At 44.8% G+C, this 13,477-nt stretch carries 5 protein-coding genes; 1 reads left to right on the top strand and 4 read right to left on the bottom strand.

What is annotated here, in order from left to right; genetic code table 11:
* Positions 1-177: 177 nt before the first annotated feature.
* The 3 genes from uvrA to AB4Z45_RS15525 form a co-directional block, all read right to left on the bottom strand.
* Positions 178-3,060, bottom strand: coding sequence for an excinuclease ABC subunit UvrA (gene uvrA, locus AB4Z45_RS15535; RefSeq protein ID WP_339205325.1), 2,883 nt, complete (start codon positions 3,058-3,060; stop codon positions 178-180).
* Positions 3,061-3,079: 19 nt separating this feature from the next.
* A complete protein-coding gene (gene uvrB, locus AB4Z45_RS15530; RefSeq protein WP_441910236.1) occupies positions 3,080-5,080 on the bottom strand; it encodes an excinuclease ABC subunit UvrB in 2,001 nt (666 codons plus the stop codon).
* 224 nt (positions 5,081-5,304) lie between these two features.
* Positions 5,305-6,465, bottom strand: coding sequence for a response regulator (locus AB4Z45_RS15525; protein WP_441910235.1), 1,161 nt, complete (start codon positions 6,463-6,465; stop codon positions 5,305-5,307).
* Positions 6,466-6,910: 445 nt separating this feature from the next.
* Here AB4Z45_RS15525 and AB4Z45_RS15520 point away from each other — a divergent pair, with 445 nt between their 5' ends.
* The gene (locus AB4Z45_RS15520; protein ID WP_441910234.1) at positions 6,911-12,085 is read left to right on the top strand and encodes a SpaA isopeptide-forming pilin-related protein; all 5,175 of its coding nucleotides are present in this window, start codon (positions 6,911-6,913) and stop codon (positions 12,083-12,085) included.
* 86 nt (positions 12,086-12,171) lie between these two features.
* Here AB4Z45_RS15520 and AB4Z45_RS15515 read toward each other — a convergent pair whose 3' ends face one another.
* Positions 12,172-13,467, bottom strand: a complete 1,296-nt coding sequence (locus AB4Z45_RS15515; RefSeq protein ID WP_441910233.1) for a PDZ domain-containing protein — start codon at positions 13,465-13,467, stop codon at positions 12,172-12,174.
* Between the last annotated feature and the right edge of the window lie 10 nt (positions 13,468-13,477).

Genomic DNA, 13,477 nt, shown 5'->3' with positions numbered 1-13,477 from the left:
AATTAGATCTTTGTATTTTGGAACATATTTTACTTTTTATCTGTTCACACGTTTTTTGAGCTTAATCACTTTCATTTATTCTTAATTGTTGTTTCATATTATTTAGGTTGAAAATATGCAAAAAAAAAGAGGGAGCAAACTGAGTGAATACTCAGCTTGCTCCCTCTTTTCACTTCATTATTCGGCTGCCGCAGCAACCTTCAGATTCTCTTTATGACGCGCTGTTGTACGTTCGCGATCACGCTCAAGAATCGGTTTTAAATATTTGCCTGTATACGATTGCTCAACTTTGATAACCTGTTCCGGCGTGCCTGTTGCAACAATCATACCGCCGCCATTGCCGCCTTCTGGACCTAGATCTATCAAATAATCCGCCGTCTTAATGACGTCCAAGTTATGCTCAATAACGAGTACGGATTCACCTGAATCAACCAAGCGGTGAAGAACGGTCAACAATCTGTCGATGTCATGTACGTGCAAGCCCGTTGTTGGTTCATCCAAAATGTAAAGCGTCTTGCCCGTGGAACGACGATAAAGTTCAGCAGCCAGCTTAACGCGCTGTGCTTCACCACCTGATAATGTGGTAGCTGGTTGACCCAGCTTCATATAGCCAAGACCTACATCAAGCAGCGTCTGTACTTTCCGATGAATACGAGGAATGTTCTCGAAGAATGAACAGCCGTCCTCTATGGTCATTTCCAGCACTTCTGCAATATTTTTACCTTTGTATTTCACTTCCAGCGTCTCTCGATTATATCGTTTACCTTTGCAAATCTCACAAGGCACATAGACATCAGGAAGGAAGTGCATCTCAATCTTAATGATCCCATCGCCGCGACAGGCTTCGCAGCGTCCGCCCTTCACATTGAAGCTGAATCTTCCCTTCTTGTAGCCGCGTACTTTCGATTCCGTCGTACTCGCATACAAATCACGGATATCATCAAATACTCCGGTATACGTAGCTGGATTTGATCTTGGCGTTCGGCCGATTGGCGATTGGTCAATATCGATGACCTTCTCCAAATGCTCGATGCCTCGCATTTCCTTGTACTGTCCAGGACGCGTCTTCGCTTTGTTCAAATCACGCGCTAACGTTTTGTACAAAATTTCATTAACGAAGGTCGACTTCCCAGAACCCGAAACACCGGTTACCGCTGAGAATACACCAAGTGGAATCTTCACATTTACGTTTCTTAAATTGTTCTCCTTCGCGCCACGAACCTCTAACCATTTGTCGCTCGTCTTGCGGCGCTCGGAAGGCACTTCAATAAACTTGCGTCCACTCAAATATTGGCCCGTCAATGAGTTTTCATTCGCCATCACTTCCTCTGGCGTACCTTCTGCAATGACCATGCCTCCGTGTATACCCGCTCCAGGCCCGATGTCGATAATATAATCGGCTGCCAGCATCGTATCCTCGTCATGCTCAACGACGATGAGCGTATTTCCAAGGTTGCGCATATGCTCAAGCGTCTCAATCAAGCGATCATTATCTCTTTGGTGCAGCCCAATGCTTGGCTCGTCCAATATATAAAGGACGCCCATAAGGCTTGAGCCGATTTGTGTTGCCAATCGAATACGCTGTGCTTCTCCGCCTGACAGTGTACCCGCTGCGCGGCTTAATGACAAATACTCTAATCCTACATTTACAAGGAAACCTAGTCGGCTGTTGATCTCTTTCAAGATCAAGTTTGCGATTGCTATTTCCTTCTGAGACAGCTTTAACGAATCAAAGTACCGCTGTGCATCTCCAATAGATAAGGAGGTGACTTGGGAAATGTGCTGCGCGTTGATCGTAACCGCTAAAGTTTCCTTGCGAAGACGTTGTCCCTTACAGCCTGCACATGGCTTAGCACTCATATAGTTCTCAATATGCTCGCGCATCATATCCGATGCGGTATCTCTATAACGCCGCTCAAGGTTATGAACGATGCCTTCGAATGGAACATAAGCCTCTTTGCGGTGCCCAAAATCGTTCTCATATAAGAAACGTACACGCTCTCCGCCTGTTCCATATAATATCTTTTTCATCTGCTCCGGCTCAAGCTCGGATACCGGAACATCCTGCGGTATGCCATAATGCACGCAAACCGCACTTAGAAACTGCGGATAATAATTTGACGTACTGCCCGCCCAAGCAAGGAAAGCAGCATCCGCAATCGACTTGCTCATATCAGGTACGAGCAAATCTGGATCAACGATCATTTTCATGCCTAAACCATCACAATCCGGACATGCCCCGTAAGGACTATTGAACGAGAACATGCGCGGCTCCAGCTCTTCGATACTAAAACCGCATTCTGGACAAGCCAGATTTGAGCTGAATAGAAGCTCCTCCTGATCGATGATATCAACGAGCACGCGGCCCTCAGAAATTTTCAGTGCAGTTTCGATTGAATCCGCAAGCCTCGTTTGAATATCTGATTTCACGACTATACGGTCGACAACCACTTCGATGCTGTGCTTTTTATTTTTTTCCAGCTCAATCTTCTCGCTGAGCTCTCGCAATTCACCATTCACGCGTACACGAACAAAACCTTGCTTCTGAATGTCTGCGAGCAGCTTGGTATGCTCGCCTTTGCGGCCTGAAATAAGCGGAGCCAAAATTTGCAGCTTCGTCTTCTCCGGGTATTCCATAATTCGGTCAACCATTTGCTCAACGGTCTGCGACGTTATTTCGATCCCATGCTCTGGACAATGCGGCTTGCCGATACGGGCAAATAAGAGCCGCAAATAATCATAAATTTCAGTAACCGTTCCGACCGTAGAACGGGGATTGCGGCTTGTTGTCTTCTGATCAATAGATATAGCTGGTGAAAGCCCATCAATAGAATCAACATCCGGCTTTTCCATTTGCCCAAGAAATTGGCGTGCATAAGCGGATAATGATTCAACGTAACGACGCTGTCCCTCTGCATAGATGGTATCAAATGCAAGTGAAGATTTACCGGAGCCGCTTAACCCCGTCAGTACCACAAATTTGTCGCGCGGTATCGTGACGTCAATGTTTTTTAGATTATGGGCGCGAGCGCCCTTCACAACTATTTTATCGCTAGCCAATCGTTTCTCCTCCTACTTCTTAGCCCATCTCGGCACGCAGTTCAAGCAGCGCATCCCGCAGTTCTGCTGCACGTTCGAACTGCAAGTTTTTTGCTGCGTCTTTCATTTCCGCTTCCAGCCTTTGAACAAGCGCCAGACGGTCTTTCTTGGTCATTTTGTCCACGCCGGCACCGGTTAAGTAGTCGGCTTTCTGCTCGGCTACCTTCGTCGCTTCAATTACATCGTGAACCTTTTTCTTTATCGTTTGCGGCGTAACGCCGTGTTTCTCGTTGTATGCCAGCTGAATGGTACGACGACGCTCTGTTTCTTTGATCGCGCGATCCATAGAATCGGTAATCTTATCACCATACATGATGACGCGCCCTTCACTGTTTCTCGCCGCACGTCCAATCGTTTGAATAAGCGCGCGATCTGAGCGAAGAAACCCTTCTTTGTCCGCATCGAGAATCGTAACGAGCGATACCTCAGGCAAATCGAGGCCCTCTCGAAGCAGGTTGATTCCAATGAGCACGTGGAAAACGCCGAGCCTAAGGTCACGCAATATGGCCAATCGCTCCAACGTCTTAATATCGGAATGGAGATACCTTACCTTAATGCCTATCTCCTTCATATAATCGGTTAAATCCTCTGACATCTTCTTCGTCAGTGTTGTAACAAGAACCCGTTCGTCCTTCGCAATGCGATCCCGAATCTCGTTCAGCAAGTCATCGATTTGTCCCTTCGTTGGGCGGACATCAATAATCGGATCAATTAGACCGGTAGGACGAATAATTTGTTCGATCATTTTGTCGGTATGCTCAATTTCGTAAGGACCTGGCGTTGCAGATACATAAACGAGCTGCTTGGCCTTCGCCTCGAACTCCTCGAAGCGCAGCGGCCTGTTATCCATCGCTGACGGAAGGCGGAAGCCATGATTAACGAGCATCTCTTTACGCGCCCGGTCACCATTATACATCGCTCGAATCTGTGGCAGCGACACATGGGACTCATCAATAACAATAACCATATCATCAGGGAAATAATCAAGCAGCGTATAAGGCGTTGCCCCTCGCTCTCTAAAAGTGAGCGGCCCCGAATAGTTCTCAATGCCTGAGCAAAAGCCCATCTCCGCCATCATTTCCAAATCATAGCGCGTCCGCTGCTCCAGCCGCTGTGCTTCGAGCAGCTTGCCTGCTTCGCGAAGCTCGGCGAGTCGTTCCTCCAGCTCCCTCTCAATATTGACGAGCGCTACCTTCATCGTCTCTTCTTGAGTAACGAAGTGAGAAGCAGGGAAAATGGCAATATGATCGCGTTCGCCAATGATTTCGCCGGTGAGCACATCAATTTCTGAAATGCGCTCAATCTCATCACCAAAGAGCTCTACACGAATAGCCCGCTCATTATTGGCGACTGGGAAGATCTCAACAATGTCGCCGCGAACACGGAACGTTCCGCGCGTAAAGCTGATATCGTTGCGCTGATATTGAATATCGACCAGCTTATGCAGAATCGCATCCCGCGACTTCTCCATCCCTACACGGAGCGAAAGCACGAGGCCGCCGTATTCCGTCGGAGATCCGAGACCGTAAATACAGGAAACGCTCGCTACGATGATCACATCACGGCGTTCAAACAAAGAGCTCGTCGCTGAATGTCGAAGCTTATCGATCTCATCGTTTATGCTGGAGTCCTTCTCAATAAATGTATCGGTTGAAGGAATGTATGCTTCCGGCTGATAATAATCATAGTAGCTCACAAAATACTCTACTGCATTGTCAGGGAAAAAAGTTTTGAACTCACTGCACAGCTGTGCTGCCAGCGTCTTATTATGGGCAATTACAAGCGTTGGCCGGTTTAGCTTCTCGATCATGTTCGCAATTGTGTACGTCTTGCCTGTACCCGTTGCTCCCAGAAGCGTCTGATGTCTCTTACCTGCATGAATACCTTCTATAAGCTGTTCGATTGCCTTTGGTTGATCGCCTTGCGGCGTATAATCCGATTTTAACTCAAACAGCCTTGTTTCTTTTGCGAGCTCACTCACGCCTATCATCCACCCCCATCATTCCGAAATATATGCTTTTATCATTATAGTCAAATATAGTCATTTCATTTCATCTGATATTTCAAAATAAGAATGTTTGTTCCCATCTATTATAACGTTATCCTTAAAGTCGCGCAACGTCGGAAAACAAAAAAAGAATACGTACAGCATAGTCAGTTGCTCGCCTGCGCTGATGTATTCTCATTTATGCTGTTGTTCCTCTTTCATAAAAGCATTTCCTTGCCGTTTTTCTTCTCCTGCCATTGCTTGTACCACTCCGTCACCTGCAAAGGAACGGTAAGTCCCAGATCATTTTCTATCGTTTGAAGAAGGCGCTCATAGTGGAAAGTCACCTTATCGTAACAGCCCAGCTCATCATAAAGCCTCATCACGATCAGCCCCTCCTCCTCCTGGTAAGGGTCCATCGTTTGTATTCTTTCATACAATTGCAATGCATCGCTTGTTCGATCGCCGCGCTCCAAATAATAAGCAGCTAGCGTCCTCGCCAAACTCAGCCATAGCTGACGCAAACGCTCTCGCTCATACTCCGCCCATAGATATCCGTAATCCTGTAAATAGTCGCCCTCATATTCACCTAGCAGCCGCAAAGCCTGATCCTGATCCTCTGAAATCGAACCGCTAAGCTTTACCATACCTTGCTCCCACTGCTCCATATCAAGAACGACTTGTCCCATATCGAGAATATAACCTTCTTGAATACTGGAATTATGAATCGCTATGTTCATGTTCATTTTCTGAAGGCATTGCCTAATTTGATAGATAGCCGTGTACAGCTGTGTCATCGCTCGCTTCATATCCATCTCTGGAAAAAATAAATCGAGCAGTATCGACTTGTGTACAATTTGCCCGCGGTGATGCAGCAGATAACAAAAAAGCTCCTGGGCTTTAGCGGTTCGCCATTTCGGCAGCTCTGGAAGCTGTCCATGGGAGGATTGAAAACGCAGCGTTTTAAAACAATAAACGGTCTGCTCCTGCTTCTCAATTTCTTTCGACAACGGTTTTATGCTCCTGCGCTTCAATAAACGTTCGATTGTTATCTCAACGCGCGATTTCTGAAGCGGTTTTAACAAATAATCAACTGCATTCAGCTCAAACGCCTTTATCGCGTATTCATCATGCGCCGTGACAAAAACAATATCTGCTTGCGGACATATTTCTTGAATAAGCTCGGCTGCTTGAATGCCAGATAATTCAGGCATATGGATATCTAGAAAAACAACATCAGGCTGCAGCTCACTCGCCTGCTCCACTGCTTGTTTTGGATTTTGAAACACATCAATGCTCGTTATTTCCATCGATTGGCGGAGCACCCGCTCCAGTTGAACGAGAGCCAGTCTTTCATCATCGATTACAAGAACCCTCATTTTTCTACACTCCTATCACATTCACAATCATCCAATTTTGTTTACAATTAGAAATTTTCTTTCATCTATTTTCATATCGGCTTTTTTTCAATAATTATTCATGCTTTTGTAACTATATATGAGTAAAAAGACCTACCGTGTTCAGAAATTGTATAGTACTGTTCTATAGAATAAGAATTATGTTGGAATAGATCGTAATATGCCGAAATCGTGTACGGTTACCATGCGTTTTCAACCAAAAATGCCATCAAGTACTCCTACCTCTCTGTCAGGTCGGCGCTTTTATCGCAAAGCACCCTTATATACATAACTCTCCCAACTAACAGCAGGCCGATCACTACATGAAGCTCATTTTAATAAAGAAAGGGATGATGTTTTGCTGCTAGCTCCAAATAACTAGAAATAAATGAATACTCGAGCATTTTAAGATGGAGGATACCAAGAAATGAGAAAAAAGACAACTGCACTCATGATCGCTTTTTTGCTAATTTTTCAATACGTAAACTTTGCCGGTATTTTGAAGCCGGTAGAGGCAGCTGCTATTAATGATAATATTATTACTAAAATGACTTTGACTGACACAGCTACACCTAATTCAGTTATCGCTTCAGTTTATAATTCTGTTTATTATGTCAATCCTGAAATCCGTGTCAACCTTGACAAAGATATTCTCTCGTTAAACTACGAGTGGGAGCTTCCCGAGGATCATAAGTACTCCATGGGTGATCAATTCACATTTGATCTGCCTCCAGAATTAGTCATGCACAGCGGAAATATTACAGAGAAACCCTTAAGTGCTCCACCTGGTGAACCTAGCGTTGGAACCTATCAGTTAAATGGGCATAAGGTTACTGTCACATTTAATGAGCAGATCAACAAAGGGACACCTGTTTCCGGAACACTCAGTTTCTGGAGTTTTTTCACAAAAGTAAGCGTCGGCAACCAAACAGAAGTACCTATTAAATTTAATATCGGCGATACCATCACCATTCCGATTGCACCTAAAGGTGTGACATCTCCAATTAGCAAAAAGGGAACACCGGATAAGAGCTTTAATGCTGAGAATATTACTTGGACAGTTGATGTGAACAAGGATCTCAAAAAAGTTAACGGAGCCGTTGTCACGGATACGATTCCTGCTGGTCTGACTTTCACGCCAGGCTCGCTGAAGGTTTACAAAATGACTTCAGACACCGATGGCGTCTTGTCTAATCCAATACTACAAAATGCGCCTGCTGACTATCAAGTGACTGCACCCGTTTCACCTGATAATAAATTGCAGCTAGACTTAGGAAATATAAATTCGGTTTATCGCATTGTATTTGATACCGCTGTTACCGACATTACAAAAGCTAACTTCAAAAATACGGCTACATTAAAAGGCAGCAATATTACCGATGTTTCTGCTTCAGACACGATAACAAACAGCCGCGGCAAACTGCTTGAGAAATCAGGTACATATAATGAAGCTGCTCAAGTCATCGATTGGACCATTAAATACAATTTTGGCGAAGATACGATAGCAAGCGCTGTTTTGACTGATTTGTTCGATAAAGGCCATGAGCTTGTACCAGGTTCCATTAAAGTATTCCCTGTGGCCGATCCGGTTGCTGGCACGCCAGGAACTGAAATACCGTCGACTGACTATACTCTGGACTATGATGTAAGCAGTCATCCCAAAAATCAAAACACCAAGAACGGTTTTAAGCTGTCCTTCAATAACCCAATCACTGGCGCTTATAAAATAACCTACCAAACCAAGCCAGTTGGCAATTTGTATGACGATAAAGCAATTAAAAATACGGTTTATTCGGATAGTAAAGAATCCAATACGGTCACCGTAGATGTTAAGCAGCACTTTTTGCATAAAACAAATAGTAATGCTAACTACAAAGATAGAACGATAGACTGGAATGTTGAAATCAATAGAGATAAATACAATTTGTTTGGTTTGAAATTTGAAGATACTTTCGTCAGCGGCGGCTTAAAGCTTGTACCTGGCACCCTGGTTGTTAAGCAAAATGGTATTGTCGTGAATAGTCCGCTTTATACCATCACGTATGATCCGGCCGGTGCAACTGACACTACAAAAGGCTTCAAAATCGATTTTCCAGATGGCAATTCTACTTATACTATCTCATATACAACGAAATACGACTATACGGACGGATCCTATTTCTCTAATACAAATTTCTCTTTCAAAAATACGGGCAAACTGATCTGGAAAGAGACTGCTGTAGGATCAGAGAAAAATCAATCCGAAACGTCAACTTTTACGCCTAATAAGAACACACAGGATAACGGCTATAAGAATGGCAGCTATAATGCCACAGACAAAAAAATCACATGGAACATCGGCATTAACTACAATAGCAAAACAATTGCCAATGCCGTCGTAACAGATACGCTGGAATCGGTACAACAGCTCGTGGCTGGATCGATTGAAGTACGCAAGCTGACTGTGAACAGCAATGGCTCTACGACCCCTGGTGCACTCGTTGCTCCAACAGGAAATTACAGCGTTGTACTTCCAACGACTGCCAACAATAACCAATGGCAGATTGCATTTACTAATCCAATTACTGAGCCTTACCTCATCACATTCCAAACGGATGTGGATGGAAAAGTGCTTGGCGCAACGGAAAAAACAATTAACAATCATGCTTATTTAAGCGGCACTGGTTATACAACGAAGGATCTTACTGCTTCCGTGACGATACCAAAAGCCGGTGAATATGTATTCAAAGAAGGCCAGCAAAACGATGACTCCGTCAATTGGACAATTTATATTAACCGTGGTCAGTCCACTGTTGACGAAGCAAAAATTTATGATGTGCCTAGCAAAAAACAAACGCTTGTCAAAGAATCATTTAAGCTTTATCTTACAAGCGTAAATAGCAACGGCAATGTAACCAAAACCGGTTCGGCTATTAGCCCTACAGATCCGGTTCATGGCTATAAACTAACTTTCAAGGAAAATACGGATCCAGCTATTTCAAGCGATGAGACATTTGAGCTCAGCTTCAACAATGAAATATCCAAACCTTATATTCTTGAATACCAATCCATTATTGATGCTAAAGACAAAGAAACCATTTCAAATACGGTTACTTTTACTGGTGCTGGAGGTATTTCCAAGCCTGTTGACAATGCGACAGAGGTGAAAATAGCATTATCCGGCGGAGAAGGCACTGGCAGTATCTATAAAGGCGACTTAAAGGTAGTTAAAGTTGACAAAGATGATCCAACGCTCAAGCTGTCCGGCGCTGTTTTTGAACTAACACGCAATTCGACCGGCGGTGTAATCACACCATATAAAAACGCTAATGGCGAGCTTGAATATAACGGCTTGCGTTACGGTAAATACACTTTGAAAGAGAAAAGTGCACCAGCTGGCTACGCAGTTGATGGTACAGGCATCTACGAAGTAACGATCAATTCAACGACCGTTCCTGTTGTGAAGGAAATCAAAAACACGAAGCTTTTAGGCAGCTTGGAAGTAACGAAAGTTGACTCCGCTAATGCAGCAACTGTTCTGGCCGGAGCGACGTTCGAGCTTTTCAATAGCGCAAATGTAAGCCAAGGTACACAAACAACAGCCGCAAACGGCAAAGCAACTTTCACCGGCCTTCCTTATGGCAGCTATGTACTGAAAGAAATTTCAGCGCCTGCCGGCTATAGCATCATCGGCAACGGTGAAGTGAATGTTACGATTAATGCTTCTGTTGTTACGAAACAAGTGGGAAATACAAAGCTATTTGGTACTTTGGAAGTCACTAAAGTAGACAGCGTTAATCCTGCAATCGTTCTTTCAGGAGCAACATTCGAGCTGTTCAACAGCGCCAATGTAAGCTTGGGTCAAAAGACCACAGACACCAGCGGCAAAGTATCTTTTACTGGCCTTTCTTACGGCACTTATGTACTAAAAGAAGTTTCAGCACCTGCAGACTACAAAATAATGGGCAGCGGCGAAGTGAATGTGACCATTAATGCAGCTGTAGTATCTGAAAAAGTGAAAAATGAAAAGCTAGAAGGCAGCCTTGAAGTAACCAAGGTAGACAATGATCATACGTCAATCGTTCTTGCCGGAGCTACGTTCGAGCTTTTCAATAGCGCGAATGTAAGCATGGGCAAACAAACGACGGCTGCAAACGGAAAAGCAGTATTCACGGCTCTTCCTTACGGCAGCTACGTGCTGAAGGAAATCTCGGCACCTTATGGCTACAGCATCATCGGCAACGGTGAAGTAAATGTTACGATTAATGCGTCTACTGTATTAAAAGAGGTTAAAAATATTCAGCTGCTCGGAACCTTGGAATTAACGAAAGTAGACAATGATAATACTGCCATTGTTCTTGCTGGAGCTACATTTGAGCTATTCAACAGCGCCAATGCCAGCCTAGGCAAAAAGACAACTGATTCAACCGGCAAACTAACTTTCACTGGTCTTCCTTATGGCAGCTACGTGCTGAAAGAAATCTCAGCACCTGTCAACTATGGCATCATTGGCAGCGGTGAATTAAGCGTTGTGATTAATGCCTCTACTGTAAGCAAAGAAGTGAAAAATGCTAAGCTGCTCGGAACCTTGGAAGTCACTAAAGTAGATTACGATAATACTACGGTCGTTCTTGCTGGGGCTACGTTTGAGCTATTCAACAGCGCTAATGTAAGCTTAGGCAAACAAACAACGTCTTCTAGCGGTAAAATATCGTTCACAGATCTTCCTTACGGCACCTATATGCTAAAGGAAATCTCAGCTCCATCCGGCTACAGCATGATTGGCAATGGCGAAGTAAACGTTACGATCAATGCGCCTGCTGTATCAAAAGAGATCAAAAATACAAGAGATCCTCTTGGCAGGCTGGAAGTAACCAAAGTAGACAGTGCGAATACAACAATCGTTCTTGCTGGCGCTACATTTGAATTGTACAGCAGCTCTAATGTGAGCTACGGCAAACAAACGACGGCTGCAAATGGCAAAGTAACCTTCACTGGACTTCCTCTTGGAAACTATGTATTGAAGGAAATCTCAGCACCTGCTGGTTACAGCATCATCGGCAGCGGCGAAGTAAGTGTCACCATTAATTCTATATCGGGAAATTCGGTCACGGTTAAAAACAACAAAGTAATCGTGCCAACACCGACGCCAACGATAGCACCGACACCGACACCAAAACCAACAACTACGCCGAAGCCGACAACAACACCAGTTGCGACGCCTGCGCCAACTACTTCCACAGAAAAGGAAGTTACAGAAGTAGACAAACCAGTTGAAGGTGAAGTGGAAGTTCCTGATGGCAGCGTGCCTGTTGGAGGCGTAAAGCCTGATCATGGTAAAGTTGTCATTACACCAGATGGCAAATGGGTTTACACTCCTGACCCTGGATTTAAAGGAAAAGATACATTCTCTATTATCGTTAAAGATAAAGATGGCAATGAAGAAGAAATCTTCTTCGAAATTGATGTAGAGGAACCGCCTCGCGGCGGAATCACAACACCAGACGTTCCTGTATTGCCTAAAACAGGCGAGAACAGCTACCTGCTTATGCAGCTGCTAGGTCTAGCTATGATCGTTGTTGGTGTTTCGACAATTGTGGTCAAAAGAAGAACAAGACGCTAAGTGACTAAAACGATGCAAAAAAGGTGAATCAGGAATATCCTGATTCACCTTTTTGTTATTTCGAGCCTTTTTACTTCGAGCTATAACTAGCTATCCATTCTCTCCGCCTGCGCATCGCGCCGATTAGAAGCATGATAGCTGCGCAGCAGCTGCAGCAATGACGCTGGCCCAGCCGATGCATAATAGTTGGCCTGTTCATCGGGAGCTAGAATGACCCCGAGCTGATGGTGCTCACCAGCAAATCGCGCCCGTTGCGCAAATTTTAATTCACCTTCAAGATTTAATACTTCCAGCTTGCAAAATGCGGAGTTTTGAACAAGTGCTTCATAAAGGTCTTCTTTTGTCCGCACACGCACACCATTAACCTTGTGCAAAATCTCGCCTGTCAAAAGCCCCATTAATGCCGCTGGAGTGCCTGGCACGATTCCTAATATTCGCAGCCCGCGTGAGTCATGCACATATAATGGCGATAAAGCCGCTTCTCTCACCCGGCTTCTCCATATAATAGCCTCATGCAGCAGCAGTGAAACCAGTGCAGCAAGCGGCAGCAGCATAGGCTGCCACCAAGCCAGAATTGCTGCTCCAGCTAAGCATAGGCTGTACAGCAGCAGCCCTTTCGAGGCATGCTTCGCTTTTTCACGCGGCAATAAAGAACGTGTCATTTCCGTAAATCCGATAATCATAGGCAACGCTACGAACGACCAGCCTTGCGACCAATCTGCTCCAAATAATGGTGTCCACGGCAATGCCGTCATAGATGATCCGCTCGCCCCTGTCGGTACCAGCATAAGCAGCGGAACTGGCCAAAAGCCCTGCAGCATATAGCCGCCAACGAGCTTTCCACGTTTACCCTCAAGAAATAAAGGCGTTGATAATCGATCACCTTGCCAGCGAACAAGAACAGCTTCTGCAAGATGAAGCAGCGCAACAAGCACAAGCAAACCAGCAGCATCAATTCCTGCAAGGGAGACAGCAAATGAACCGAGCCAATCCGTCCGCTCCGTAAGCGTTGTCCACCCGAGCAGCCACTGAAGAAGAGTAATGACTCCTGCACTATACGCAAAACATAAGTATCTGATTCGAATCAGCATTAAGATAGCCGCAACTGCCCAAAGCCAAAGAACAGCTTCTCCTGTCAACGATACGCCAACGAATGCTCCTGCAATGGAAACCGCTACACCAATCAAGAGACCCGTTAACATCGCCTTAAAAACCAAGCTTGGCCAATGATGCAGCTTTACTGCAAACATCTGCCTCTCCACCCGTATTTGCCTTGTATACTGTAAAATGATGAATAACACCGCAATATAATAAAATGGCTGTGCAACTAATTGGACAGCCGCTTGCCCGAGCATTTCCAATAACTCGATCGCCGTTTCCAAAGCTAACACT

The organism is Paenibacillus sp. MCAF9, from assembly GCF_052114265.1.
GTDB lineage: Bacteria > Bacillota > Bacilli > Paenibacillales > Paenibacillaceae > Pristimantibacillus.
Note: the sequence above shows the minus strand (reverse complement) of the source record. Positions and strands in the feature narration are given on the sequence as shown.